Source organism: Streptococcus cuniculi, from assembly GCF_001921845.1.
Lineage (GTDB): Bacteria > Bacillota > Bacilli > Lactobacillales > Streptococcaceae > Streptococcus > Streptococcus cuniculi.
This window is the reverse complement of the sequence record NZ_MSJM01000005.1, coordinates 72,026-97,001: the sequence shown is the minus strand read 5'-3', so window position 1 is coordinate 97,001 and position 24,976 is coordinate 72,026. Positions and strand designations below refer to the sequence as shown.

The following is a 24,976-nucleotide window of genomic DNA, read 5'->3' as shown; positions in this document are numbered from 1 at the left end:
GATTTCTCCTTATTCTCTATAAGCGATTGACAAGGGTAAGGGAACAATTCCTACTTCTTCCCAGGCCTTTGTAATCTTCTCTTTCTGTTTAGGGGAATCCACCAAGCAAATGCCACAGTCCCCGCCGCCTGCTCCTGAAGATTTGGCAACGGCTCCTTGTGCTAGAGCCAGCTGGCATAATCGGGCAAGTTGAGGTGTTTCAATCACGATTCCCATACCAGCCGAAAAGTCCTGTAACTGCTGCCGATTGGTTCGAATGGCTTCTCTGACAGTTTCCCTATCATTTGCTTTACAGGCTTGAATGAACTGCTCCAGACAAAGACGATTGGCAGTTAAAAATTGACGGTGGACAGCTTCTTTTTCTTCCTGCTGGAGTTGTCCCTGCATACCTGCCACCAATTGGTCTGTCGAAGCCGCAGAGCCTGTCCAACCAACCAGTAGCTCTAGTCCCTCTGGTAAATCAAGCGACTCGATAGATAAGCCCTGCCAGTCTTGCGCTACCAACTCAAGAATCGTCAAGCACTCCATCGCTTCTTTGAGCCAAGTCCTATCAACCGAATGATAGGCGACAATTCCACCAAAACTGGAGGCGGCGAGGTCACCAAAGGAGCCTGACGCACCGATGCGTAACTGGGCAAGAGCTGAGAGCTTATACACCAATAGCGGTACCGCAGCTTGTTTATAATAAGCTAACAAGGCCTTGACGACGCCAACTGTTACTGCCCCTGAAGAGCCAAGCCCATACTTGGTGCCAGACTGCTCATCATCTAAGTCCGAACGAATCTCAACTTGATAGAATGTCTCTGTGTCAACTCCCAACGCACGGACATAGTCCTCCACTACCTGCATACTGCTGGTAATCAACTGGTAGGGATTGGTCGCACCTGGACAAATGTGATGGTCATGACGAGTCCAAGTAACAAATAAGTCAGGATGTTGAGTGGAATGAATCTTTCCTGTCTCAACCTGCTCCAAGCGGACAAATAAGTGCTGGTCAACCGCTGCAATAACGGCTGGATACCCCGCTTCAACGACCGCATATTCCCCTGCTAGGTACAATTTCCCAGGTGCGCTCGCTTCAATCATGGTCTCCACCTCTCGAGAAAGTACCTTGCGACTCCTGCCAGTCCGCGTCTGATAAGGTATAGGCGCCACATCCCGGAAGACTGGTCAAGACTTGCTCTGTCGGCAGATACTCTGTCAAGCCATTGACCAGCCGCTCCATGTCGCTCGCTCGGCAGAGCACCTTGACATTGGGACCAGCATCCATGGTCATATAAGCTGGCAATCCTAAGTCTTCCCGCACCTGACGAACTGCGTCCTGCGCTCGTACCGTATCGGCCGTCCAGTAGGTAAAGGGAGGATTGGCAGACAGGGTTGTCGCATGCATTTTCATACCATTATGCTCGGTCAGTTGCCCCACTCGCTCAAAATCCCGCTGTGCAATCGCAGCCTTTATCTCTTTCAAATCTTGAGCTGCTGTTTCCACCCACATCGGATAAAAGGGCGAGGTCTGAACCGTATGCTCCATGCCGACACGGCTGGCAATCTTTTTCTTGCCCGTATCAACTGCGAGGATAATCATGCCAATGTCCCAACTGGCATCGTCAATCGGATGCGCCATCGAATCTGCTGAACTTGTCCCCATGTCCCATTCGACAAAGCCACCGAATAAACTACGGGTACTAGAGCCTGAACCACGTCTGGCAAAGGTCGATAATTCCTCGCGGGATATTTCCAGTCCCAAGGCCGTTGCGGTCGCTAAGGCTAGAGCTGCAAAGGCAGAAGCTGAACTCGCTAGACCTGCCGCTGTCGGGACAAAATTGAGACTGTCGACACGAGCGTATGTCCTCTCACCTGTATATTCGCGAAACAAATTCAAAAATTGCGAAATTTTTTGATTTTCTTTTTCGGATTGTTTTTGATGGTTCAAATAAAACTCGTCTGCCGTCAAGGAATCATCAAACACAACCTTGGTGTCTGTGTAAAAAGCGTCCAAGGTCAACGATAAACTCGAATTCATCGGCAAAAATAAGTCCTTGTCTCGCTTTCCCCAATATTTAATAAGGGCAATATTGGTATGGGCACGCGCGATTCCCACTTTCTTACTCATGTCGTTCTCCTAAATACTGTATCCACGTTTGGCTAGCACCTGCTCCAGCTAAGGCCTGCGCAATTGTCTCGGCTGCTTCCTTGGTTTTAGCAAGGGCAATCATACAGCCACCTCTGCCACCACCAGTTAATTTTGCCCCCAAGGCCCCCGTTTGACGCGCAATGACAACCAGCCTATCCAAGCTCTCATCTGACACCGTCAAGTCCTTCAAATAGGTGTGAGCTTGATTCATCACCTGCCCTAGCAATTCTGCTTGGTTGTGCGCCAAATAATCCCTTGCTTGATAGGTCAAGTCTCCTAGGGCTTTTATCCAATTTTCCACTTCACTACGGCGCCTGTACAGCAATGCCACATCGGTGATGGCTTCCAAGGTATTGCCCGTCTTTCCCGTGTCTGCTACGACAAGATAGGCATCCAAGGACAGTGCCACGGGCTCAATCGGCTGATCCTTGATAAAAAAGACTGGGGCTGTTCCCGTCACCGTCGTTGCATCAATTCCTGACGGATTGCCATGAGCGATTTTTTCAGACGACTGGACAATTTCCCACAATTCCTCATCGGATAAGTTCTTTTGATAAAAGGCAAACAAGGCCCGCGCTACGGCTGCGGCTACGGCCGCACTAGAGCCCATCCCTCGTTCGGCTGGAATGGTGGAGTGAATTTCAATATGAATAGCTGGATCTGTCGGCGCCCCAATTCGGTAAAGGGAAAAACGAATGGCATGTTTCAAACTTTCCCAGATTTTGGGCATCTCATGAACCAACCCTTGATAAAAATCACAACTAACAGAAAGAGCCTGCCCTTCTTCTTGGACTTCCGCCGTAATCTGAACAGCAGAAAAAGGCATGGCAATGGCTGGCTGACCATAGACCACCGCATGCTCTCCCATCAAAATAATCTTACCTGTCGAATTTCCTCTTGCAATCATGATCTCTCCTTATACTCGTCAAAAATCAAGGTCTGACGTCCTTCGTTCACCTTGCTGAACTTTCGTTCAACCTGCAGTTTCATTACCTGGTCAGATTTTGAAATTTATAGAGTATTCTGCAGCTTATATTATACCATGTTTCAAGAAAAAGTTTCTACTATCTGACATTTCAGCCCCAAGAAAGCACGTAAAACGTAGCAAAAATTTGTTTTTCCTAGCTAAAGTCGCTACAATATTACTAGTAGAAATGACGAGGAAACAATCTATGACGATGAATTATTTACTCCAGCAAGCACCACAAAATCTCCCTATTTTGCAAGCCAGTTTTGGATTGGAGCGCGAATCATTACGCATGAACGCAGCCCATCACATCGCACAAACCTCGCACCCAGAAAAGCTAGGCTCTCGCAATTTTCATCCCTACATTCAGACCGACTATAGCGAGTCCCAATTGGAATTGATTACCCCTGTGAGCAGCTCTACCAAGGAAGCCAGACGGGTGCTGGGAGCCATTACCGAAGTCGCCTACCGCTCCATGGAGGCAGACGAGTACCTCTGGCCGCTTTCAATGCCCCCGAAAGCGAGCGAAGAGGACATCCGCATCGCCCAGCTAGACGATGCCTTTGAGTACCAATATCGACAAGGTCTAGGACAACGCTACGGCAAACTCCTCCAGTCTATGTCTGGCATTCATTATAATATGGAGCTGGGACCTGATTTGATTCAGCAGTTATTCGAGACGAGTAGCTATAGCTCTCGGCTTGCCTTTACCAACGACCTCTACCTCAAGCTGGCTCAACAATTCTTGCGCTATCGCTGGTTTTTAACCTACTTATACGGCGCAAGCCCTATTGCTGAAACAGGGTTTTTAAAAGAGGACTTGGAGCATCCTGTCCGCTCTCTTCGTAATAGCTCCTACGGCTATGTCAATGCTTCTACTATCCACGTGTCCTTTGCGGACTTGGCAAGCTATGTCCGTGATATTGAGCACTATGTGGAAACAGGCGACCTCTCTGCCGAGAAAGAATTTTACTCAGCTGTTCGCTTGCGTGGCCACAAGCACAATCGGGCTTATCTGACCGAGGGAATCCGCTACTTAGAATTTCGCTGTTTTGATCTAAATCCTTTTGATACTCTTGCTATCAGTCAAGAAACCTTGGATACCGTGCATCTCTTTGCCCTTGCTCTGCTTTGGATCGATAGCCCTGAACAGGTAGATGAAACGCTCAAAACGGCTACAGAGCTTAACAACCAGATTGCCCTAGCCCATCCACTCACCCCACTACCCCTAGAAGCGGATGCGCAGACCATTCTTGATGCTATGGAAGCTATCATCTCCCATTTCCAACTGGAAGAGTATTACCAAGACTTGGTCGATACGGTTAAACAACAGCTTGCCCAGCCTGAGTTGACTCTATCAGGACAATTAGTCCGCCAGGTCAAAGACCAATCACTTCAGGAATTTGGCCGCATGCAGGGACAAACTTTTCATGACCATGCTTGGAGCGCACCCTATGCCCTCAAGGGCTACGAAGAGATGGAACTCTCGACCCAGATGCTCATGTTTGATGCCATTCAAAAAGGAGTTCATCTTGAGATTCTCGACGAAGAAGACCAATTTCTCAAACTCTGGCACAAGGACCATGTCGAATATGTAAAAAATGGCAACATGACTTCAAAAGACAACTACGTGGTTCCCCTTGCCATGGCCAATAAGACGGTCACGAAAAAAATCCTTGCAAGAGCAGGATTTCCCGTACCAGCAGGTGCTGAATTTTCAAGCAAGGCTGCAGCCCTACGCTACTATGGACAGATTGAAAAACGTGCCATTGTGGTCAAACCGAAATCAACCAACTTTGGGCTTGGCATTTCCATTTTCCAAGATGGTGCCAACCTGGCAGATTACGAAAAAGCCCTAGACATCGCCTTTTTAGAGGACACACAAATCTTGGTTGAAGAATTTATCGCAGGCACTGAATACCGCTTCTTTGTCCTAGACGGAAGATGCGAGGCTGTGCTGCTACGTGTCGCTGCAAACGTGGTGGGAGATGGGATTCATACGATTGCAGAATTGGTGGACCTGAAAAACCAAGATCCACTGCGTGGACGCGATCACCGGTCTCCGCTTGAAATCATCAATCTAGGCGAGATTGAGCTACTGATGTTAGACCAGCAGGGCTACCGTCCAGATACCATTTTAGAAGCAGGACAAAAAGCAGAATTGCGCGGTAACTCTAATATCTCAACAGGCGGTGACTCAATTGATGTGACCAATCAGATGGATGAGAGCTACAAACAACTGGCAGCCGATATGGCGACGTCTATTGGAGCTTGGGTCTGCGGCGTTGACCTGATTATTCCAGATACGACCTTACCGTCTAGCAAGGAAACTCCGAACTGCACCTGCATCGAGCTCAACTTCAATCCGTCCATGTACATGCACACCTACTGCTACCAAGGACCCGGACAGGCACTCACTCCCAAAATCATCGCTAAGCTATTTCCTGAGATAGTATAGTCTTTTGACTATAGATTAGAGAAGTAGCAAGATAAACTATGGAACAAAAAAACAGCTGGTTTTTCAGCTGTTTCAGAACGTAGACAACCCCAAAATCTATTTAAACAAGTTCAAAAGCCCTGCTAACTGAACACTCGATTTGTCGATTTTCGCGAGCGGAGCGAGCCCCATCAGATACTTTTCGCTGTGGTAAAAGTAGAGGTTGGGATAAAAGTCCCTTACCTCGTTACGTTTTATAGATTTAACAGGTTGACGTATATATTAACAGTCCAGTGGACTGTTAATACCTGAGCTCGGAAACTAGAAAGCGAAGACAGTCAGGGAAGTGACTATTGATACCTGAGCCTAGAAATCCGAAAGCGAGGCTTGTCGCTGGGTTCAATGCTCCAGTGGAGCATTGAAGAGAATAGAAAGTTGTGAGCAACTTATCCATGACATTGATAAATCAATATTCTATTAGAAGAGGCTAGCGAACGATTCTTCGCTAGCCTTATTTCCAACCTTCCACAATTCTCGATTGTGGAAGCTAGTCAACTTGCGGGTATCAACAGTCAGGGGAGTGACTGTTGATACCCGAGCTTAGAAACTAGAGAGCGAGGACAGTCAGGGGAGTGACTGTTGATATCCGAGCCTAGAAATGAGAAAGCGAGGACTACAAAATCGAACTCTTACGAGTTATCGATTTCTGTCCCACTCCCTTTTTACTCCCCTAAATATTTTCCTTTCACTTTCAGGGCCTGACAGACTGCTCTAAGGTTATCCTTTGATAAGACATTGTTTTCTGCGATTGGTTTTCCACTAATCCGTTGCAAATCTAAGGCCAGTTTTGCTGCCTTATCTGCTGTTTCAATCAAGCCAAAGCAATCTTGATAATCAACCCCTGTTGATAAGACGCCATGTTTGGCCCATACGACAATGCGGTGCTCCGCCAATTCCTCCGCCGTGTCCAGTCCAATCTGGTGCGTACCAGGCACTTCCCATGGCAACACCGCAATCCCATCTGGAAAAACAACGATTGATTCTGTTAACACCGACCATAAATCAAGCGTCAACGATCGACTCGTCACCTCATTTAAGAGTGAATACAGCACGATATTCGTCGCATGATTATGCACCACCACTCGATGATGGGGGTTGATTGACAAGCGTTTTGCATGCGCCAAGATGTGCATATAAAATTCACTCGTAGGCTTGCGATTTTCCTCAAATCCCCAAAGAACTTCATACCCATTTGTTACAATCCGTACAACTCCTGTATCTCTTTTTACATGATCCTTTAAGGTCCTAAAATGGCTTCCCGACGCTGTAATCAACAAGTACCGCCCAACAAGGCTCTCTGGAATAGCCTCGACTTCTACCTTGACCCGAGGTGCTGCCTCTTGCAGTTCACCTACCTCATCTTCTGAGAGCAAATAACTGACGTTTCCACCATTATATTCATCCCAACCATTGCGCCACATATCATACGTTATCGCACAAAGTTCCTGGACTACCTGAGAATGCTCAAACTGTTTCATATCAACTGTCTCCTCTATGCTTATTTACAACCAAAAGGAGGCTGGTCTTTCTCCCAGCCTCTCCCTCTCATGTCTACTTATTCATATCCTTCATCTTGTTCAATATGATTCCAAATCGGTCTGTGATGAATTAAATCATCAATGGTTCCGATTTTACGGCCTTTTGAATAGTAGCCATCCAAAATACCTAATTTTTGGAAAATGGTCTGTTTATATGCTATTTCTGCATTCCACTCGACTGTATCAAGAATTTGAAGAGCTTTGTTTAAGGCCTCTTCTCCATCAGCACCCGGCGTTAAAATCAATACCCCATGGCTATCGAGCAGGTATTCTTTCGGCAGTTTGCCATCTGAATGCAACAACTCTTGGCGGACAATTTCTGCTAATTCAGGTGTCGTATTTGGAGCAAAATCCAAGACCTTGATATATTCTACTTTCTGCGTTGACTCTGTCACATTTGGCATGTCCAGATGGCTCGTTGCCCAGAACATAGCATTTGGTGCATGCGCATGGAAAACACACTTGATGTCAGGATTTGTACGATAGCAAGCAAAGTGCATGTTAATCTCACGCGTTACTTTCCCCTCACCAGCAACGACTTCCTCTGTATCATAATCCACAACTAAGACTTGTGATGGACTAATCTTTCCATGGTAAGCCTCTGACATCATTGACGGTGTCATGATAATGTATTCCTTACCATTTTTATCAACTGTTTTGAAGGAGAAATTCCCTCCAGCTGTATTTGTATTCTTACGGTGATATGTTAAATATACCGCATCTGCGAGAGCCTTTCTTTCTTCTGAAAATAGAATTTTTCCACTCGTCATCTACTCTTCCCCTTTCTTTTTTCCTTGGCGTAAGGCAGCATAAATTTTTTCTGCTGTTTCACGTTTTTCTTTTTGACTGTCATCATATTCTTTAAATAATTCATCGTATCCTTTGCGATAGACGATAAAACTTAGCACAATCGCTACGAGATTATAGAGATAGTAACCCGTATTGAGACCAAGCAAGAACAAGATGACAGCAACCAACAATAGCATTAGCCAAAAGGCTTTTTTAGTTTTCATAACGTTTTGACGGTACTTCTTGTTGCATCATTGTTTTATACAACCATACGAACAAGACAAGGAATAACACCGCCCCTCCAATCGCAAGCACATTGGCATTAAAGGTTTCGGCAAATAATATCCGCAGTTCTGGTGCTTCAATCGTAGACCAAGTGATTAATTTCCCTTTTTCTACATCAACAGCGCCAGTCTGGTTTGCTAGACCTGTTAAAATCGGTGCAAAGTATGTTGCACTGTAAAGATAGAGTGGTAGGTAGATAACACCTAAAATCATCATCCGTGCCAAATTACCACCGGTCAGCAAAAGTCCACCGACTGCGATAGAATAGTTTAATACACCTGCAATTGGTAATACCGTATTCCCCGGTAAAATCAACGAATAACCAATGAAGAATGGTACCATCAAGATAAGAGTTACCCAAACTTCTGAACGACCCGCGAGTAGCGGCCAGTCCATTCCGATATACACTTCACGGTCATTAAAGCGTTTTTTCATAAATTCAGACATGGCATCCGCAAGTGGTGAGAGAGATTGCATAAACAACTTGCTGACCATTGGGAAGAGGGCCATCGCTGTTGCAACCTGAATCCCTAGATTCAAGGAATTAGAGACAGTATACGCTCCTGCAAAACCAAGACACACCCCGATAATGAAGCCCATCACAGAGTTTTCTGAGAAGATACCAATCTTCTTACGGAGAGAGTCCGTATCTGCTTTTTTATTCAAGAATGGAATTTTATCCATCAATTTATTCACTGGCAACATGAATACAGCCGATAAATTCATACAGTGTGTAACAGTCACCATTGGAATACCTGTCAAATCTTCAATATGTTTTTGGAACATATCGCCAAGTTTCAACTCAAGGACAACTTGGAGAGCTGCTACGAGGAAACCAGCCCACAATTTTCCACTCACATAATATACGAGGTAGCCCGTAAGAGCCTTGCCCCAAACGTTCCACATATCCACATTCAATGTTTTGGTCCAGTTAAAGCTGAGCATTAAAATATTAATCGCAATTTGAACAGCAAAGAATGTGAAGGCAAAGGTCCAAGACCATACAATACTAGCGGCACCTGTCCAACCCAAGTCCAAGGCTGGCAGAGAAATACCTGTATTCAAGGCGAGTGCTTCAGAGGCAGGCGATACCGCTCCAGACATGAATCCAATAATCATGCCCATTCCTGTGAACGCAACCCCTAGCGTAATAGCTGAAATAAATGCTTTTTTAACCTTCATTCCAACCAATAATCCTAAAACTAGAATAATCAAGGGAACAAAGATAGCTGATCCTAAATTCAAAATCCATTGAATGACATCTTTAAAGATACTCATAATTTTTCACTCCTCTCAACGCATCATTTTTTTGTTGCGGCTACAATTTCTTCATAAACACCATCTACACCCATACCAGTTAAAAATGGTACACCCGGAAATACCGCTACACCTAGACGCTCTGCTTCTTCCAGAACTTCTGTTTCTGGTTTTGCAATGTAGACATAGATACTTGCTTGAGGTAGCTCGTTTAAAATTGATTTGTAATCAACCGCTTCAACAGGATAGCTAATGTTATCATCTTCAAAGCGTGATTTAATTTTCTCTGCAATGGTAGTACTAGTTGCCACTCCGCTACCACATGCGACAATAAGTTTTTTAGCCATAACAATGGACTCCTTTATAAATAATGATTTACTAACTGATACATGTCCAAATCTGTTGTTGTTTGAACAAATTCCTGTACAAATGCTTCCTGTGAAAAAATTTCCATCAGCTTTGCAAGTAGACCTACCTGTCCTGTAGGATCTTTGATTCCTAGGAACATGAAATAGCAACACGTCATCTCGGAATTATCTCCCATTTGGAGCATATCGAGGGGGGTACTATTTTTTACAATAAAAATAAACGGTTTTTCAATCACTTGCGGATCGGTATGAGGAATTGCAATATTGACAAATTTTGTCTTTAGGCCTGTTGGAAATTGCTGTTCTCTCTCCAATAACGCCTCCACATACTGATCTGTTACATATCCTTTTTCTTTTAGCTCCTTTCCAATTAATTGAAACAGATCAACATGGTTAGAAACATTACAATCCAACTTTACCAAATCAGCTTGCAACATATCTTTATACATTTTTCACCTCTTTTTGTTAACATTTTGTTAAACTTTTGTTATAATTTGATTATAAGTTATTTTTTAGATGTTGTCAACGCTTTCAATGATGTTTTTTTGATTTCTTTGTTAAACTTTTGTTTTTTTAGAGAAAACATCTACCATACCATTTGTTTTTGTATCTAGTTTTTTTATGATATGATAGTCTTAAAGTGTCTGAATATAAGAAAGGAATAGAAACTATATGAAAGCCAATCGGCAGAAGGAAATCCTCGCACTAGCAGATAAATTTGAGATTATTTCTTACACAACACTCGCTCAATCATTAGGGGTTTCCGTCATGACCATCCGTCGTGATATCAATGAGCTCGTAAAAGAACAAAAGATTATCAAAGAACATGGTGGTGTACGAAAAGCCATTCGCATCAAACCAACTTATGAAAAGATGACGCTCTTTACAAAAGAAAAAGAGTATATCGCCGTCCTTGCGGCCAATATGATACGCCCTAAAAGCGTTCTCTACTTAGGAGCTGGAACAACTGTTCTTGCTCTGGCAAAACATCTCCGTAATGATCACAAGCACATCATCACTAATAGTTTGATTACATTTAATTGGTTAATTGAAAACCACTTTGAAAACGTTCTACTAACTGGTGGAGAATTTTATGCAAAAACAGGAGAATTCCATGGACAGCATGCCGAGCGACTGATTACTGATTTCTCAATCGACTACGCTTTCCTTGCAACAAATGGAATTACTGATGAAAACATGACCACTTTCTCCCCAACTGCAGGACGCTTGCAATCGGTGGTTCTCAATCAGTCCAAGGAGACCTACCTATTAGCAGATCATTCAAAATTTGGGAATAGTGATTCATATATCTTTGGAAAATTAGACCGTCTGACAGCGATTATCACCGATAAAGATATTTCAGACGAGATCAAAGACTACTACGGAGTGTATACCGAAATTATCAACTAGTCTTTATCGAGAAAGGAATCATATATGGTACTAATTGTTACATTAAATCCATCTGTTGATCTACTTTATTTTGAAAAAAACTTTTCTCTTGCCGCTCATAATCGTTTTCAACATTCAACTATTATGGCTGCCGGAAAAGGCATTAACTGTTCACGCGCGCTCTCCTATTTAGGAATCCAAGCGACCTCACTAGCACTCGTAGGCGGCAAGACAGGTGTCTTCTTTAAAGAGCTACTCAAAACAGAAACCTTTCACCCCGTCTTTTTATCTATAGACGATGAGACACGGCATTCGATTACCATCATGCATAACGATGGTGTTCATACCGAAATTGTAGAGGCAGGACCAAAAGTATCAAGCCCTGAGCTCAGAATGGAAATATTTGATACCATTATAAAACTCGCAACAAAAGAAAAACCACGAGTTATCTCACTCAATGGCTCTGTTCATTCAGATGACCCTTACTTCTATAACGATTTAATTGCTCTTTTAAGACAAAAACTTCCGACAACCACGAAAATCTTTGCAGATTTCTCCAAAGAGTCGCTCCACCTCATCGTAAATGACTCATTCTACAAACCTGATTTCATCAAACCAAATATAGATGAATTTTCCGAGCTGATCGGTCAAGTCGTACGTGATAAACAACAAGTGCTCGACTACTTAATAACCAATCCTATTCCTGTTCCATACACCTTGGTGTCCTGCGGCGAACAAGGAGCAATCGCCCAATTCAACGGCAAATTATACGACGTCACTGCGCCTAGTATCGAGCTCGTCAATCCGACTGGTTCAGGCGATTCTACTGTTGCAGGAGCAATCTATGCTTTTGAACATGGAATGAGCGATGAAATGGTGATTCGCTACGCTATAGCTAGCGGCACAGCTAACGCTATGGAGCAAGGTGTGGGGATTGCCAAAAACGAGGTTGTCTCACAACTCCTTGATCAAGTCATCATCAAACCAATTCAATAAGCCTTTATTTTACAGAGGCTGGGCAAAAGTCACTTGCCTCGTTACGTTTCATAGTTTTAACAGTTTGGCGCAGTAGTTGTCTGGTTTGTAAAACGTTGATAAATCAACATTCTATTAGAAGAGGCTAGCGAAGAATTGTTCGCTAGCCTTATTTCCAACCTTCCACAATTCTTGATTGTGAAAGCTAGTCAACTTGCGGGGTATTGACAGTCAGGGGAGTGACTGTTGATACCCGAGCCTAAAAATTAGAAAGCGAGGTCTACAAAATCGATTTCTACGAAATCACGATTGAGTCCCACTCCCTGTTTTTTGATACCCCAAACCGTTTTTAGATGAGCTTCCAAACCCAACCTGCTGGCATTTTGACGCTGTTGTGCTATAATAATTCTTATGGACAAAATGATTAAAACAATTTCCGAAAATGGGCACTTTCGTGCCTTTGTATTAGATAGTACGCAAACAGTCAAGACAGCTCAAGAAAAGCACGATACCATGGCTTCGTCAACGGTTGCCCTAGGTCGCACCTTAATTGCCAACCAGATGCTTGCCGCAAATGAAAAGGGCAACACCAAAATCACCCTTAAGATCCTCGGCAACAGCTCTCTTGGTGCCATTATTAGCGTGGCAGACACCCACGGTCACGTTAAGGGCTATATTCAAAATCCAGACATTGACTTGAAAAAAACGGCAACGGGTGAAGTTATCGTAGGCCCTCTGGTCGGTCAGGGGCAGTTTTTAGTGATTACGGATTATGGTATGGGACATCCCTACAACTCCATGACACCCTTGATTTCAGGGGAAATTGGTGAAGATTTTGCCTACTTCTTGACAGAAAGCCAGCAAACACCATCAGCAGTTGGTCTCAATGTCTTGCTTGATGAAGAAGACAAGGTCAAGGTTGCAGGCGGTTTTCTCGTGCAGGTCTTACCTGGTGCGACAGAGGCGGAAATTGCACAGTTTGAAAAACGAATTCAAACCATGCCTGCCATTTCTAGCCTGCTTGAGTCGGATAACCATATCGAGGCCGTCCTTGAGGCCATTTATGGTGACCAGCCTTTCAAGCGCTTGTCTGAAGATACTGTCAGCTTCACCTGTGATTGCTCAAAAGAACGCTTCTTAACTGCTCTTGCGAGTCTGCCAAAAACAGACCTAGAGGAAATGAAAGAAGAAGATCAGGGAGCGGCAATTACCTGTCAATTCTGCCAAACCCACTACCAATTTGACGAAAACGACTTGGAGGAACTCATCAATGGCTAATCTCAATACCCCATTTATGATTGGAAATGTCGAAATCCCCAACCGAACAGTCCTAGCCCCTATGGCTGGCGTCACCAACTCTGCCTTTCGTACCATCGCTAAGGAAATGGGCGCAGGACTCGTGGTGATGGAGATGATTTCAGAAAAAGGACTGCTCTATAACAACGAAAAAACCTTGCACATGTTGCACATTGAGGAAAACGAAGCCCCAATGTCGATTCAACTCTTTGGTGGCGATGCGGACGGACTATCACGCGCCGCAGAATTTATCCAGAAAAATACCAAGGCCAACATGGTCGACATCAACATGGGGTGCCCTGTCAACAAGGTCATCAAAAATGAAGCTGGTGCCAAGTGGCTCAAAGATCCAGACAAAATCTACCACATCATCCAGCAGGTAAGCTCTGTTCTTGACATTCCTCTGACTGTCAAAATGCGGACAGGGTGGGCAGACCCAAGTCTAGCTGTTGAAAATGCCCTTGCCGCAGAAAGTGCTGGTGTAGCGGCTCTTGCCATGCACGGTCGTACTCGTGAACAGATGTATACTGGAACTGTCGATTTGGACACCCTTAGCAAGGTAGCTAAAGCCCTGACCAAGATTCCATTCATCGCAAATGGCGATATTCGCACTGTCCAAGATGCCAAACAACGGATGGAAGAAGTCGGCGCAGATGCCGTCATGATTGGGCGCACCGCCATGGGAAATCCCTATATCTTCGAGCAAATCAATCACTATCTGGAAACAGGGGAAATCTTGCCTGATTTGAGTTTTGACGATAAGCTCAACATCGCCTTTGAACACCTCACTCGCTTGGTCAACCTCAAGGGGGAAACCATCGCCGTGCGTGAATTCCGTGGCCTTGCTCCTCACTACCTACGTGGAACAGCTGGTGCGGCTAAAATCCGCGGAGCAGTTGCCCGCGCCGAATCTGTCGAAGAAGTCGAAGCATTATTTAACCAAGCACGCGAAGCCTATAAACAATAAGAGATTGGGTATTTTCCCAATCTCTTATTGTTTTCATTAGCGATTTGTCTCAAAATGCAATTTTCCAGCTTTAACACCGATTTTCAGCGTATCCCCTGCCTGTAATTCTCCACGCAGTAACATTTCAGCTAGTGGATCTTCCACTTTCGTTTGAATCACACGACGGAGCGGACGCGCTCCCATTTCTCTATCATAGCCTTCTTGCGCCAACAATTTCAGCGCTGATGGTTGAATCTTGAACTGGATGCCTTTTTCAACCATGACGGCTTGAAGCGGACGAATCATCACTTTCACCACTTCTTGCATGTCTTGAGCAGTCAGACTATGGAAGACAATTTTCTCGTCAATCCGATTGATAAACTCTGGTCGGTAGGCCTTTTTCAATTCTTCAAAAATCCGTTTTTCCACATGTTCCTGACTCTGCGACAGATCAAGCGCACCAAAACCAACCGTCTTATCATCCCGCAAGGCTGTCGCTCCAAGGTTTGAGGTCATGATAATGAGGGTATTTGAAAAATCAACCTTCCGCCCCTTGCTATCGGTCAGAACCCCATCATCCAAGACCTGCAAGAGGATATTGAAGGTGTCTGGATGGGCTTTTTCGACCTCATCAAAGAGCAAGACCGCATAAGGCTTGTTCCGTACTTTTTCGGTCAACTCGCCACCTTCTTCGTAGCCGACATAGCCCGGAGGGGCACCGTTCAAACGGCTGGCTGCGAATTTTTCCATATACTCACTCATGTCAAAGCGAATGAGGGCTGACTCATCATCAAACAGGACTTCTGCCAAGGCCTTTGCTAGCTCTGTCTTTCCGACCCCTGTCGGTCCTAAGAACATAAAGGAACCAATCGGACGTTTTCCTGTACGAATCCCTGATTGATTGCGGCGAATAGCACGGCTGACTGCAGAAATGGCTGCATCCTGTCCAATCACGCGCTTGTGCAGTTCCGTTTCTAAGTTCAAATATTTCTTGACATCCGTCTTACTCAACTTGGCAACTGGAATACCTGATAAACGGCTGAGCGTGAGTAAGACATCTGCTTCAGTCACTTGGGCATCACCTAGGATTTCTTGGTTTTCTGCTTCCAATTCCTTGATCAATAATTGGCTGACTGTCTTGTGTTTTCCAGCCATGAGCGCCTGATCTGCTGCGGATAATTCAGACTGCCGACCGCTTGATTTTTGCTGATTTTGCACCGTCGCACTCGCCTCATCGAGCAAATCAATAGCCGAATCTGGCAAATTTTTACTGGTCAAATAGCGCTTGGCAACCGTTACCGCTGTGCTAACCGCTTCATCTGTAATCTGAATCTTATGATGGCGTTCGTAAGCCTTCTTCAAGCCCTGCAAAATGGCGATACTATCTGCCACACTAGGCTCTTCAACTGTCACCTTGGCAAAACGACGAGAAAGGGCTGCATCTTTTTCAATATGCTTTTGATACTCGTCCTGTGTCGTTGCCCCAACCGTGCGAAGAGTTCCACGGGCAAGAGCAGGTTTCAGGATATTGGCCGCATCTAGGGTTGAGTCAATCCCGCTACCAGAACCCATAATCGTATGCAATTCATCGATGAAGAGAATGACCTGTCCATCTTCTTCAATGTCGTTGATGATATTGTTCATCCGTTCTTCAAAATCCCCACGGAAACGCGTTCCTGCGATGACATTCATCAAATCCAGTTCCAAGACCCGCATCTTAGCTAGACTAGCTGGGACTTCACCATCCGCCACTCGTTGAGCCAAGCCTAGAGCAAGCGCTGTTTTACCAACCCCTGCATCTCCGACCAAAACAGGATTATTCTTGGTCTTACGAGAAAGAACCTGAATCATCCGGGAAATTTCAGCCTCACGACCAATGACTGGTTCAATCTGTCCCGCACGCGCTAGGGCAGTCAAATCCCGTGTGTAATCTTCCAAACCACCTGTCTGTGGTGCTGGAGGCATGCCCATCATATTGGCCATGGTAGGACGATTCGTCTTGCCACCTTTCATGATACTACGAATCGACTTCAAATCTTCTTTCGTAAAGCCAGCCTTTGCTTCTAAATTCTTACGCAAATCGATGAAACGAATCTTGGTATCTGAATCCTCAAAATGAAAGCCAGCCTTATCCAAGATTTGAGAAGCAATCGAACGCTTGTCAAGGAGCATGGCCATGAAGAGATGCTCTGTCCCAACTTGCTTTGCCTTGACGACTTCTGCAATTTTTTGAGCAAAACGAGTCACCTCATCGAGGCGCTTTGAACTCTGCAACAGCGTAAATTCCTCTAATTCCTCCCGATAGACACGCTCGGTCACCAGATAGGTCGCATGCTCATAATCCGCAACATCTGCGGGGTAATCCGCCAAAGCAGCCCCTGCAATCGTGTCCGGGTTGATTACAAAAGCCAATAAAAGATGCCATGTCTCTAAGTAGTCACACATATAACGTTGCCCGATTAACTGCGCATCCTCATAGGCACGTTGTAATCCTTTTGAAAATTTCATTCTAATCCTCTTTCCTATCCAATCGGCGTAAAATCTGTCGCATCATCCGTGCCCGAATCACACTCGCGTCTTGTCCTAAGACCTCATCGGTACCAGCTGCCAGAAACAAATTGCCCTCTCTCTCTGTCATCAACTGCTCATCAAATAAGAGCTGCAAAATATCCGCAAAGACTGTGCTGGACAATTCTGTTCCCATATTGTGTAACAAATCGTGGACCAATTCATGCTTATCCGAAAAGGTAATCCGACCAATCCGAATATAGCCTCCGCCCCCGCGCTTACTTTCTACAATATAGCCGCGACTAGCTGTAAATCGTGTCTTAATCACGTAGTTAATCTGACTCGGCACCACCTCAAATCGGCTGGCCAACTCACTCCGACGCAACTCTGCCACACTCACCTGCTCTAAAATCGCCTTGATATGTTCTTCAATATAATCAGATGTATTTTTCATCGCCATAGAATCCACCTCTTTCTCTGACTATCTTTGACTATTATACCGTAAATCCCTAACTTTGAAAAGCAAAAGCAACAGACCTCAATCAATAAAATCACTTGCCTTTCTCACCAGCTTTTCCTATAATAAGTAATAATGATTCGAATGCGAGCTAAAATCTCGGAAAATAGATGAGCCACCCTAGAAATGCGGTTTCTTCGGCTGGCTCCCTAATTTTCTATCGATTTTTTAACGCTCTTATATCATGTTATTCGAATGCGAGCTAAAATCTCGGAAAATAGATGAGCTGCCCTAGAAATGCGGTTTCTTCGGCTGGCTCCCTAATTTTCTGTCGATTTTTTAACGCTCTTATATCATGTTATTTGAATGCGAGCTAAAATCTCGGAAAATAGACGAGCCGTCCTAGAAATACAATTTCTTCGTCCGTCTCCCTAATTTTCTGTCGATTTTTTAACGCTCTTATATCATAAGATTTAGAAAGGAGATACTATGTTTACCCATTCATTTCAAGAACTTGTACAAGATTTTACAACTATTTCAATAGAAGAAGCAGAACGCTTACTGGTGCAAGAAGGGACTATTCTCTTTTTAGGACGCGAAACCTGTCCCTATTGCCAGCGTTTTGTACCTAAACTCCACAGCGTGGCACAAGCAACTGGATTAACGGTGTATTTTATAGATAGTACCAATCCAGACCCTAGACTACAAGCACTGCGTTCCCAATACCAGGCAGTCACCGTTCCTGCCCTCTTATACGCAGGTCCAACGGGCGTACACGTCCGCTGTGACAGCTCCATGACAGAAGACGAAATCCGTCACTTTTTGGCCCGCTAATATGACGGCTCTCCAAGTCCACTTTCAACCCAACTCTGTGGTCATCTACCATAAAAATCAGTGTATCGGCACAATTGATTTCCACAAAAATCCCTACCATCACCAGCATACTTACCTAAAGTGTCATTTGAAGCAGTATGATACAAGCCTTGCACCCTCACTTTTTCAAGTAATCCGCCAGCATACCAAGCAGCCTTTACAGGTCATGCTTGACTCGACAGACCAGACCCGCATCACCTTTTTAGAGTCAGGAGGGTTTCGATGCCTGCGAAAATGTTACCAAATGGACGTTAGCGCTCAAGACTACCTTGGAAATCCCGAACCATGTGACTTCCAAATCGCAGAGCAAGCTAGTAGCATCTATAATCGTTGTTGCCAGCTCCTGCTGGATTACTATAAAGAAACGCACGAGGCCATCAGTCCGTTTACAGGAAGCAAGGAAGATTTTTTCAACGAGCTTCCCTCAACGGTTTACTATCACACCGCGCACAATGAGATTCAAAGTCTAGCCTTTATCGAAGACAATGAGATTATGGGGAAAGAGTCAAGAACACCTCCGTTCCCTCGCTAATCAGACATTCCCCATCTCTTTCAAAAGCATGACCAGATTACCTTTGAAGCAGACGATGTGGATTCCTGCGCCATGACACTCAAGTCCCTCTTTACAGACCGTACAAACGAGTATTGGGATACCTATGTTTTGGCATAAAAATGAAAACACAAAAAGAGAGAAACGCTTGTTTCTCTCTTTATTAGCATTCTTATTTACCAAGAGCCGCAGCCATTGTCGCAGCAACTTCTGATTCAAAGTCGTTTGCTGCTTTTTCAATTCCTTCACCTACTTCGAAACGAGCAAATGCTACAACGCTAGCGTTTACTGAATCAAGGTATGCTTCAACTGTCTTGCTGTCGTCCATGATGTATACTTGTGCAAGAAGTGTGTAGGCTTGGTCAACTTTTGTGTTGTCAAGCATGAAGCGGTCCATTTTACCTGGAAGGATTTTATCCCAGATTTTTTCTGGTTTGCCTTCAGCTGCCAATTCTGCCTTGATATCTTCTTCTGCTTGTGCAATCACATCGTCAGACAATTGTGCTTTTGATCCATATTTCAAGAATGGAAGAGCTGGTTTACCAACCATTGCACGGCTTTCATTGTCTTGTTCAATCTTGTGGTTCAATTGTGCCAATTCATCTTTCACGAATTGCTCATCCAATTCTTTGTATGAAAGAACAGTTGGTTTCATCGCAGCGATGTGCATAGATACTTGTTTTGCAAGCGTTTCGTCGCCACCTTCGATGACAGAGATAACACCGATACGTCCACCATTGTGTTGGTAAGCACCAAATGCTTGTGCATCTGTTTTCTCAATCAAAGCGAAACGACGGAATGAGATTTTTTCTCCGATAGTTGCTGTTGCATTTACATAAGCTGCTTCAAGAGTTTCACCTGAAGGCATTGTAAGAGCAAGAGCTTCTTCGTTGTTCGCTGGTTTGCCTTCTGCGATTACTTTTGCTGTTTCGTTTACCAATTCCACGAATTGAGCGTTTTTCGCAACGAAGTCTGTTTCAGCATTAACCTCAACAACTGCTGCTACGTTTCCATCCACGTAAACACCAGTCAAACCTTCTGCTGCTACACGATCCGCTTTTTTAGCTGCTTTTGCCATTCCTTTTTCACGAAGCAATTCAATCGCTTTTTCGATGTCACCATCTACTTCAACAAGGGCTTTCTTCGCGTCCATGACACCAGCACCAGATTTTTCACGCAATTCTTTTACAAGTTTAGCTGTAATTTCTGCCATAGTTTTTCTCCTATTTTAATATTTAAGTAAAAAAGGGGAGGGCTGAGCCCCGCCCCTTAGGATGTTTTCGAGTGATTAGTTGTTGTCGCCTTCTACAACTTCAACGATTTCTTCGATTGATGTTGCTTCTGCTTCAGTAGCTGCCAATTCTGCTTCTACTGACTCAACGCTATCTTCACCTTGACGGCCTTCGATAATTGCGTCAGCCATTTTCGCAGTGATCAATTTAACAGCGCGGATAGCATCATCGTTTGCTGGGATGATGACATCGATATCATCTGGATCTGTGTTTGTGTCAACCATCGCAACAACTGGGATACCCAATTTTTTCGCTTCTTTAACAGCGATTTGCTCTTTATGTGGGTCAACAACGAACATCACGTCTGGAATACGTGGCATATCTGCGATACCGCCCAAGAATTTTTCAAGACGAGCACGTTGTTTGTTCAACAATGCGACTTCTTTCTTAGGAAGAACGTCAAATGTTCCTTCTTCTTCCATACGGTTGATTTCTTTCAAACGAGCGATACGTTTTTGGATTGTTCCCCAGTTTGTAAGAGTTCCACCCAACCAACGGTGGTTGATGAAGTATTGACCAGCGCGGATCGCTTCGTCTTTCACTGCTTCTGCAGCTTGTTTCTTCGTACCAACGAACAAGATGACTGCATCGTTTGCTGCTGCATCACGGATAAAGTCGTATGCTTGGTCAGCCAATTTTACAGTTTGTTGAAGGTCGATAACGTGGATACCGTTACGTTCTGTAAAGATGTATTTCGCCATCTTAGGATTCCAGCGACGAGTTTGGTGACCAAAGTGAACACCAGCCTCAAGAAGTTGTTTCATTGAAATTACTGCCATGAGTAATGTCTCCTTTTTGTTTTTTCTCCTCTCTCAAACGTCAACTTGCAGTCCAACCTTTCGGCAACAGGCCCACAATGGATTTGAGATGAGTATTTGTTGCTACTGCAACTCTCTTATCTTATCAAATTTCCCGCGATTTGGCAAGGGATTTGTTGAGGTTTAAAAGGATAAATGCAATTCTCGCACATTTCCCACTTGACCAATCCAGTTTTTTTCGGTAGAATGTTATTTGTTATGGCGGTATAGCCAAGTGGTAAGGCACGGCTCTGCAAAAGCTTGATCGTCGGTTCAAATCCGTCTACCGCCTTTTAGTACCTGATTTGTCAGGAATTAACCGAATGAAAAGCCCTTAAAATCGGGCTTTTTTGATTTCCAATTCGGATAAATACTGATAAAAAAAGAAATTATTTCGGACGATTTTCGGACGATTTTATTTTTCGCGCAACAAAAAAGTGGCCATCATTGACCACTCTATCTTAAACTTGCAATTCCTCACGGATTGCTTTTTGCAATAGCTGACTAAAATTGACCTTGTTTTCTTTTCCGACTTCCACAAGCCAACTTGGTAGTGTAACAGTCTTATTGACAACCTTAGAGCGTTCACGCTCACGGACAAGCTCGGTATCAACTGAAATAGCCTGAATCACATCTTCGTCACTTGCTAAATTACCGGCAAGAGCCTTGAATGATGATGCTTTAGGAAATTCTTTTCCTTCATCTTCGAACATAATAGTATAGATTTCAAGCACTTCCCGAGCATTGAAAATGGCCTCGTTCAAGCTATCAGCTTCACTAAATGCTCCAGGAAAATCAGGGAAAGAAATGCTATATCCACCGTTTTCTTTATCTGCTTCAAATAATGCTAAATAAGTGTATTTCATAATGTTAGATTAAACCAATAATCAGAGTAAGCCCTCTTGAGGGGATAAGGGGGGATTTTCTCACTCCCCATGCAAAATTTTAAGAATGTTGTTTAGTGTACCAGGTCTGTAATCTTTTTCCTTTGGTTTGGGTATCGTCACAATCCGTCCATCTGAATGTTTCCAAACTTCATGTGAGCCCTTGCCAAAGTTGGTCTTACTGAAACCTTGCTTCCTAGCAATTTTCTTAAGCTCTCGCTCTGTCATTGATCTCCTTTCCTTATCTTTAATGATATTATACACTTGTTTTAAACAATTGTCGACAAAACACTTGTTTTAAACGAATATTTTTAACATTTTGCTATCAAAGTCCGTTATAACTGAAAACGAAGCCTTCAATCAATGACGACAACACTCTCTACATTTTTTTGCGTTGGTCCGACAAGTTTTTTTAAATGTGCTATAGCTAAGTTGAGCACACCAATTCTGATAAGCAGGTCTGATGTTAAACATTTCATAGTTATATACTATATCGTTTTTTAAACTTATCCTCCTGCTTATCTATTCGAAAAAAAGAAATAAAAAACACCAGCACAAGGCTGGTGCAGGAGATTATGAAAAATTTTAGGATTGACTATAGTATAAAGGAAATAAATCACAAATACATCCGTCTGAGGTCGGATATTTTAACTTAGTTGTTCTCTTCAGCTTTCCCTAACTCTTTCATGGTCTGCATTAGCTCATGATAACGCACCATGAGATTGTAGACAGCATCTTGGGACAGGACACCTCGCGAGATACTCTGCGGAATTTTCCCTGCCTCATCCATCTCGTAATGGCGCAGCCAGTCGCTACTTTCATAATACGCAAATAAGCGCTTCAAGGACGGAAGGAAATCCTCAAACTCTTCGAGAGATTTTTCTAAGGCTGTCAAAACAGGCTCTGCCTGCTGTAAAATGTCTTCCATTTCCTGAATTTTTTTGATATCGTTCATACTATCAGTATATCAAAAACACTAGCGGATTTGCTAGTGTTCTAAGGAGATTATGAAAAATATTTAGGATTGATTATAGTATACCCTCTTTTGTTTCAGATGAAATCGGTCTGTAGACCGATTTTTTTATTTCCTATAAAAAACTCAGCATCATAAACAAGAAGAACAAGATCGACAAGATGAGTAAGGGCCTTTTAAGTTTTTGTAAGATGGCTACATATTCACGGATAAAGGCGCTTGGGAGGTAGTAGGAAGCAGTCTGACAGCCCAATCCTGCCCCTCTCATCTTTAGTTTTTTAGCATAGAAACTCGTCCGCAAAACATGGTAGTCATTGGTCACAAAGAGGTAGTAAGGATTGTCCCCTTTATCTGTCAATTGTTTGGAAAAGAGGAGATTTTCATAGGTGGTTCGTGACATATCCTCCAAAATAACCGCCTCATCTGGAATACCTTTCTCACGGAGATATCTAGCAATGGCTGCGGCTTCTGACACCTTCTCATCAGGCCCTTGACCGCCACTTGGAATCAATGTAACATGAGGTTTAGCTGCTTTTTCAAAGGCTGCAATCGCCTTGTCAATCCGTTTAGCAAGCAGCGGTGTCACCGTCTCCCCATTTAACAAGCCCGCCCCATGGATGATAATGTAGTCATAATCTCGTTTCTTAGGCAGTATGTGGTACAAGATGGAATAGAGGAAAAAGGCGACAAAAACCACCGCAAAGAGGACAAAGAGAAAATTCATATAGACGAAGACATAGTAGACAATAGGGTAGTCAAGCGCGAGGAGCTTTGCATGCTGGATTCCCAAAAATGCCAGTCCCATATAGCCTAAAAGGCCTAGCCCCAATAGAAGCGACAGGCTATTGCCAAGGGATTTTCCTTCTTTTTTCAAAATAATAAAGCCATTGATGAAAAGAAAGATACCGACTAGAACAATCACCAAGGGCACCGACAGAAAAATCAAGAGCAGGAGCATATAAAGCGTATCCGAATGCGCAAATGCTAGCTCTAATGCTGACAGATACAGAAGGCCCAGCGCAAATAAGAACAAAAAAGCATTGAGGAGATTGCGCGGATCACGCAAAAAACTAATGATAAAAGCCAGTACAAAGACGGCAGTTAAAATATACAACAGCATCCTATTTCCTTATATTTCTAATAGTCGATATAAAAACAAAAGAGAGAATGCATTCCCTCTTTTCAGTCCAGACTACAATTCTGCAATCTGGCTCAAGTTCACTTCAGCAATCGTGTCATTTCCAAACATAGAGATGACCATTTTGACCTTGTTGTTATCAATTTCGGTAATCTTACCTGTGTAGTCAGTAAAGGCACCGTCGATAATCCGCACCGTGTCTCCGACCTTGACATCAATGTCAAATTCTTGAACGGTTTGTCCCATAGATACCAAGATTTGACGAATTTCTTCTTCCAAGAGCGGTGTTGGTTTTGAACGGTTTCCGTGGGAACCGACAAACCCTGTAACGTTCGGGGTATTCCGCACAACAAACCATGCTTCGTCCGTCATGACCATTTCGACCAAGACATAACCCGGGAAGCGGTTTTCTTCTACTTCTTTGACCTCGCCATTTTTCTCGACTTGGACGGTCTGAGTAGGGATTTCTACGCGGAGGATATTTTCCAGCATATTGTAGGTATGGGCGCGTTGCAACAGGTTTTCCTTGACCTTGTTCTCATATCCAGAATAAGTTTGAAGGACAAACCAGCCTTTATCAAAACTATCTAACATAGCTTTCTTCCTTTCATAATAAAAAAGCCCGAAGGCTTTTCCCTTTTCTTCATTATAGCATGGCGATTTTCGTCTTGCAAGTATTTTCTAGAAAAGATTGATAAGGTTGATAATGCCTTTAGACAAGATTAAGTCAAAAAGATAAATAATTGCTACGAAAAAGATTGTGTATTGAATGACAGACACAAAATCTCTCCAGCTTTGCTTTTTGGTTGGCCAGGTTGTTCCTTTTAAAATCTGTATTGTATCGCTTAAAAATTTCACAACAAACTCCTATCTGGTTTCTTTGTGGACGGTGTACTGTCCACAGTGTTTACAATATTTATTTACTTCTAATCGTGTCGGCTTAGGATTGCTTGAAAGTTTAATCGAATAGTTTCGCGATCCACAAACTGCACACGCTAGGCTTGCTTTTTTCAGTGCCATAAAGCCCTCCATCTTTGCTATTTTATCATGTTTTCTAAGATTT

Annotated in this window: 27 protein-coding genes and 1 tRNA gene; 8 read left to right on the top strand and 20 right to left on the bottom strand. The window is 43.7% G+C overall.

Going from position 1 to position 24,976, the window contains the following annotated elements; translation table 11 throughout:
• Window positions 1-9: 9 nt before the first annotated feature.
• From BU202_RS06525 to mvk, 3 genes are read right to left on the bottom strand one after another with little or no spacing between them, the layout of a single operon-like run.
• On the bottom strand, window positions 10-1,086 hold the full coding sequence (locus BU202_RS06525) for a phosphomevalonate kinase (RefSeq protein ID WP_075104991.1): 1,077 nt from the start codon (window positions 1,084-1,086) through the stop codon (window positions 10-12).
• Complete coding sequence (gene mvaD, locus BU202_RS06520) at window positions 1,079-2,113, bottom strand: diphosphomevalonate decarboxylase (protein WP_075104990.1); 1,035 nt, start codon at window positions 2,111-2,113, stop codon at window positions 1,079-1,081. The genes BU202_RS06525 and mvaD overlap by 8 nt, the downstream gene beginning before the upstream one ends.
• Entirely contained in the window at window positions 2,106-3,041 is a 936-nt protein-coding gene (gene mvk / locus BU202_RS06515; protein ID WP_075104989.1) for a mevalonate kinase, read from the bottom strand. The genes mvaD and mvk overlap by 8 nt, the downstream gene beginning before the upstream one ends.
• A 265-nt stretch (window positions 3,042-3,306) precedes the next feature.
• Between mvk and gshAB the strand changes: the two genes are divergently transcribed.
• Window positions 3,307-5,559 (top strand): bifunctional glutamate--cysteine ligase GshA/glutathione synthetase GshB, encoded by a 2,253-nt coding sequence (gshAB, locus tag BU202_RS06510; RefSeq protein ID WP_075104988.1) that lies wholly within the window; start codon window positions 3,307-3,309, stop codon window positions 5,557-5,559.
• A 701-nt stretch (window positions 5,560-6,260) separates the two neighbouring features.
• On the opposite strand, the gene rhaD is transcribed toward gshAB, so the two are convergent.
• The 6 genes from rhaD to BU202_RS06480 all read right to left on the bottom strand — a co-directional run bounded on the left by rhaD (window position 6,261) and on the right by BU202_RS06480 (window position 10,284).
• The gene (rhaD, locus tag BU202_RS06505; RefSeq protein WP_075104987.1) at window positions 6,261-7,076 is read right to left on the bottom strand and encodes a rhamnulose-1-phosphate aldolase; all 816 of its coding nucleotides are present in this window, start codon (window positions 7,074-7,076) and stop codon (window positions 6,261-6,263) included.
• 77 nt (window positions 7,077-7,153) lie between these two features.
• Complete coding sequence (locus BU202_RS06500) at window positions 7,154-7,906, bottom strand: class II aldolase/adducin family protein (protein WP_075104986.1); 753 nt, start codon at window positions 7,904-7,906, stop codon at window positions 7,154-7,156.
• Window positions 7,907-8,149, bottom strand: coding sequence for a hypothetical protein (locus tag BU202_RS06495; RefSeq protein WP_075104985.1), 243 nt, complete (start codon window positions 8,147-8,149; stop codon window positions 7,907-7,909). It abuts the gene before it with no gap.
• Window positions 8,139-9,488, bottom strand: coding sequence for a PTS galactitol transporter subunit IIC (locus BU202_RS06490; RefSeq protein ID WP_075104984.1), 1,350 nt, complete (start codon window positions 9,486-9,488; stop codon window positions 8,139-8,141). Before BU202_RS06490 ends, BU202_RS06495 begins: the two co-directional genes overlap by 11 nt.
• A gap of 23 nt (window positions 9,489-9,511) precedes the next feature.
• The gene (locus BU202_RS06485) at window positions 9,512-9,814 is read right to left on the bottom strand and encodes a PTS sugar transporter subunit IIB (protein WP_075104983.1); all 303 of its coding nucleotides are present in this window, start codon (window positions 9,812-9,814) and stop codon (window positions 9,512-9,514) included.
• A gap of 14 nt (window positions 9,815-9,828) precedes the next feature.
• Entirely contained in the window at window positions 9,829-10,284 is a 456-nt protein-coding gene (locus BU202_RS06480) for a PTS sugar transporter subunit IIA (protein ID WP_075104982.1), read from the bottom strand.
• Between the two features lie 223 nt (window positions 10,285-10,507).
• On the opposite strand from BU202_RS06480, the gene BU202_RS06475 reads away from it, so the two are divergent.
• The 4 genes from BU202_RS06475 to dusB all read left to right on the top strand — a co-directional run bounded on the left by BU202_RS06475 (window position 10,508) and on the right by dusB (window position 14,462).
• The gene (locus BU202_RS06475; RefSeq protein ID WP_075104981.1) at window positions 10,508-11,245 is read left to right on the top strand and encodes a DeoR/GlpR family DNA-binding transcription regulator; all 738 of its coding nucleotides are present in this window, start codon (window positions 10,508-10,510) and stop codon (window positions 11,243-11,245) included.
• 24 nt (window positions 11,246-11,269) lie between these two features.
• The gene (locus BU202_RS06470) at window positions 11,270-12,220 is read left to right on the top strand and encodes a 1-phosphofructokinase family hexose kinase (protein WP_075104980.1); all 951 of its coding nucleotides are present in this window, start codon (window positions 11,270-11,272) and stop codon (window positions 12,218-12,220) included.
• A 390-nt stretch (window positions 12,221-12,610) separates the two neighbouring features.
• Window positions 12,611-13,477 (top strand): Hsp33 family molecular chaperone HslO, encoded by an 867-nt coding sequence (gene hslO / locus BU202_RS06465; protein ID WP_075104979.1) that lies wholly within the window; start codon window positions 12,611-12,613, stop codon window positions 13,475-13,477.
• On the top strand, window positions 13,470-14,462 hold the full coding sequence (gene dusB / locus BU202_RS06460; protein ID WP_075104978.1) for a tRNA dihydrouridine synthase DusB: 993 nt from the start codon (window positions 13,470-13,472) through the stop codon (window positions 14,460-14,462). The genes hslO and dusB overlap by 8 nt, the downstream gene beginning before the upstream one ends.
• Window positions 14,463-14,498: 36 nt before the next feature.
• Here dusB and BU202_RS06455 read toward each other — a convergent pair whose 3' ends face one another.
• Window positions 14,499-16,949, bottom strand: a complete 2,451-nt coding sequence (locus BU202_RS06455; protein ID WP_075104977.1) for an ATP-dependent Clp protease ATP-binding subunit — start codon at window positions 16,947-16,949, stop codon at window positions 14,499-14,501.
• Between the two features lies 1 nt (window position 16,950).
• A complete protein-coding gene (locus BU202_RS06450) occupies window positions 16,951-17,409 on the bottom strand; it encodes a CtsR family transcriptional regulator (RefSeq protein ID WP_075104976.1) in 459 nt (152 codons plus the stop codon).
• 486 nt (window positions 17,410-17,895) lie between these two features.
• On the opposite strand from BU202_RS06450, the gene traF reads away from it, so the two are divergent.
• Together traF and BU202_RS06440 are read left to right on the top strand one after the other, a co-directional pair.
• Window positions 17,896-18,240, top strand: coding sequence for a conjugal transfer protein TraF (traF, locus tag BU202_RS06445; RefSeq protein WP_075104975.1), 345 nt, complete (start codon window positions 17,896-17,898; stop codon window positions 18,238-18,240).
• Between the two features lies 1 nt (window position 18,241).
• Window positions 18,242-18,811: a hypothetical protein gene (locus BU202_RS06440; protein ID WP_075104974.1), complete on the top strand. Its 570-nt coding sequence runs from the start codon at window positions 18,242-18,244 to the stop codon at window positions 18,809-18,811.
• 190 nt (window positions 18,812-19,001) lie between these two features.
• On the opposite strand, the gene tsf is transcribed toward BU202_RS06440, so the two are convergent.
• Both tsf and rpsB read right to left on the bottom strand, forming a co-directional pair.
• The gene (tsf, locus tag BU202_RS06435) at window positions 19,002-20,042 is read right to left on the bottom strand and encodes a translation elongation factor Ts (RefSeq protein WP_075104973.1); all 1,041 of its coding nucleotides are present in this window, start codon (window positions 20,040-20,042) and stop codon (window positions 19,002-19,004) included.
• A 75-nt stretch (window positions 20,043-20,117) separates the two neighbouring features.
• The gene (gene rpsB / locus BU202_RS06430) at window positions 20,118-20,900 is read right to left on the bottom strand and encodes a 30S ribosomal protein S2 (RefSeq protein ID WP_075104972.1); all 783 of its coding nucleotides are present in this window, start codon (window positions 20,898-20,900) and stop codon (window positions 20,118-20,120) included.
• A gap of 239 nt (window positions 20,901-21,139) precedes the next feature.
• On the opposite strand from rpsB, the gene BU202_RS06425 reads away from it, so the two are divergent.
• Window positions 21,140-21,210, top strand: a tRNA-Cys gene (locus BU202_RS06425).
• A 169-nt stretch (window positions 21,211-21,379) separates the two neighbouring features.
• Here the strand turns inward: BU202_RS06425 and BU202_RS06420 are convergent.
• The 7 genes from BU202_RS06420 to rpmG form a co-directional block, all read right to left on the bottom strand.
• Window positions 21,380-21,784, bottom strand: a complete 405-nt coding sequence (locus tag BU202_RS06420; protein WP_075104971.1) for a type II toxin-antitoxin system HicB family antitoxin — start codon at window positions 21,782-21,784, stop codon at window positions 21,380-21,382.
• A 60-nt stretch (window positions 21,785-21,844) separates the two neighbouring features.
• Window positions 21,845-22,030 carry a type II toxin-antitoxin system HicA family toxin gene (locus BU202_RS06415; RefSeq protein WP_075104970.1) on the bottom strand — a complete coding sequence of 62 codons (186 nt, stop codon included), beginning with the start codon at window positions 22,028-22,030 and terminating at the stop codon, window positions 21,845-21,847.
• A 424-nt stretch (window positions 22,031-22,454) separates the two neighbouring features.
• Window positions 22,455-22,757, bottom strand: a complete 303-nt coding sequence (locus BU202_RS06410) for a DUF4298 domain-containing protein (protein ID WP_075104969.1) — start codon at window positions 22,755-22,757, stop codon at window positions 22,455-22,457.
• A gap of 133 nt (window positions 22,758-22,890) precedes the next feature.
• Window positions 22,891-23,895: a YdcF family protein gene (locus BU202_RS06405; protein ID WP_075104968.1), complete on the bottom strand. Its 1,005-nt coding sequence runs from the start codon at window positions 23,893-23,895 to the stop codon at window positions 22,891-22,893.
• A 72-nt stretch (window positions 23,896-23,967) separates the two neighbouring features.
• The gene (gene nusG, locus BU202_RS06400; RefSeq protein WP_075104967.1) at window positions 23,968-24,507 is read right to left on the bottom strand and encodes a transcription termination/antitermination protein NusG; all 540 of its coding nucleotides are present in this window, start codon (window positions 24,505-24,507) and stop codon (window positions 23,968-23,970) included.
• 87 nt (window positions 24,508-24,594) lie between these two features.
• A complete protein-coding gene (secE, locus tag BU202_RS06395) occupies window positions 24,595-24,771 on the bottom strand; it encodes a preprotein translocase subunit SecE (RefSeq protein WP_075104966.1) in 177 nt (58 codons plus the stop codon).
• 9 nt (window positions 24,772-24,780) lie between these two features.
• Window positions 24,781-24,933: a 50S ribosomal protein L33 gene (gene rpmG, locus BU202_RS06390; RefSeq protein WP_075104965.1), complete on the bottom strand. Its 153-nt coding sequence runs from the start codon at window positions 24,931-24,933 to the stop codon at window positions 24,781-24,783.
• Window positions 24,934-24,976: the final 43 nt, after the last annotated feature.

Excerpts from the sequence above, each read along its gene's own strand:
- BU202_RS06450 (WP_075104976.1), bottom strand. The coding sequence starts at position 17,409 with ATGGCGATGAAAAATACATCTGATTATATTGAAGAACATATCAAGGCG.
- BU202_RS06485 (WP_075104983.1), bottom strand. The coding sequence starts at position 9,814 with ATGGCTAAAAAACTTATTGTCGCATGTGGTAGCGGAGTGGCAACTAGT.
- nusG (WP_075104967.1), bottom strand. The coding sequence starts at position 24,507 with ATGTTAGATAGTTTTGATAAAGGCTGGTTTGTCCTTCAAACTTATTCT.
- BU202_RS06500 (WP_075104986.1), bottom strand. The coding sequence starts at position 7,906 with ATGACGAGTGGAAAAATTCTATTTTCAGAAGAAAGAAAGGCTCTCGCA.
- BU202_RS06490 (WP_075104984.1), bottom strand. The coding sequence starts at position 9,488 with ATGAGTATCTTTAAAGATGTCATTCAATGGATTTTGAATTTAGGATCA.
- BU202_RS06495 (WP_075104985.1), bottom strand. The coding sequence starts at position 8,149 with ATGAAAACTAAAAAAGCCTTTTGGCTAATGCTATTGTTGGTTGCTGTC.
- gshAB (WP_075104988.1), top strand. The coding sequence starts at position 3,307 with ATGACGATGAATTATTTACTCCAGCAAGCACCACAAAATCTCCCTATT.
- traF (WP_075104975.1), top strand. The coding sequence starts at position 17,896 with ATGTTTACCCATTCATTTCAAGAACTTGTACAAGATTTTACAACTATT.
- mvaD (WP_075104990.1), bottom strand. The coding sequence starts at position 2,113 with ATGAGTAAGAAAGTGGGAATCGCGCGTGCCCATACCAATATTGCCCTT.
- rhaD (WP_075104987.1), bottom strand. The coding sequence starts at position 7,076 with ATGAAACAGTTTGAGCATTCTCAGGTAGTCCAGGAACTTTGTGCGATA.
- BU202_RS06415 (WP_075104970.1), bottom strand. The coding sequence starts at position 22,030 with ATGACAGAGCGAGAGCTTAAGAAAATTGCTAGGAAGCAAGGTTTCAGT.
- dusB (WP_075104978.1), top strand. The coding sequence starts at position 13,470 with ATGGCTAATCTCAATACCCCATTTATGATTGGAAATGTCGAAATCCCC.
- BU202_RS06420 (WP_075104971.1), bottom strand. The coding sequence starts at position 21,784 with ATGAAATACACTTATTTAGCATTATTTGAAGCAGATAAAGAAAACGGT.
- mvk (WP_075104989.1), bottom strand. The coding sequence starts at position 3,041 with ATGATTGCAAGAGGAAATTCGACAGGTAAGATTATTTTGATGGGAGAG.
- BU202_RS06525 (WP_075104991.1), bottom strand. The coding sequence starts at position 1,086 with ATGATTGAAGCGAGCGCACCTGGGAAATTGTACCTAGCAGGGGAATAT.
- BU202_RS06410 (WP_075104969.1), bottom strand. The coding sequence starts at position 22,757 with ATGAACGATATCAAAAAAATTCAGGAAATGGAAGACATTTTACAGCAG.
- BU202_RS06470 (WP_075104980.1), top strand. The coding sequence starts at position 11,270 with ATGGTACTAATTGTTACATTAAATCCATCTGTTGATCTACTTTATTTT.
- BU202_RS06480 (WP_075104982.1), bottom strand. The coding sequence starts at position 10,284 with ATGTATAAAGATATGTTGCAAGCTGATTTGGTAAAGTTGGATTGTAAT.
- BU202_RS06440 (WP_075104974.1), top strand. The coding sequence starts at position 18,242 with ATGACGGCTCTCCAAGTCCACTTTCAACCCAACTCTGTGGTCATCTAC.
- rpsB (WP_075104972.1), bottom strand. The coding sequence starts at position 20,900 with ATGGCAGTAATTTCAATGAAACAACTTCTTGAGGCTGGTGTTCACTTT.
- rpmG (WP_075104965.1), bottom strand. The coding sequence starts at position 24,933 with ATGGCACTGAAAAAAGCAAGCCTAGCGTGTGCAGTTTGTGGATCGCGA.
- hslO (WP_075104979.1), top strand. The coding sequence starts at position 12,611 with ATGGACAAAATGATTAAAACAATTTCCGAAAATGGGCACTTTCGTGCC.
- BU202_RS06405 (WP_075104968.1), bottom strand. The coding sequence starts at position 23,895 with ATGCTGTTGTATATTTTAACTGCCGTCTTTGTACTGGCTTTTATCATT.
- BU202_RS06455 (WP_075104977.1), bottom strand. The coding sequence starts at position 16,949 with ATGAAATTTTCAAAAGGATTACAACGTGCCTATGAGGATGCGCAGTTA.
- tsf (WP_075104973.1), bottom strand. The coding sequence starts at position 20,042 with ATGGCAGAAATTACAGCTAAACTTGTAAAAGAATTGCGTGAAAAATCT.
- BU202_RS06475 (WP_075104981.1), top strand. The coding sequence starts at position 10,508 with ATGAAAGCCAATCGGCAGAAGGAAATCCTCGCACTAGCAGATAAATTT.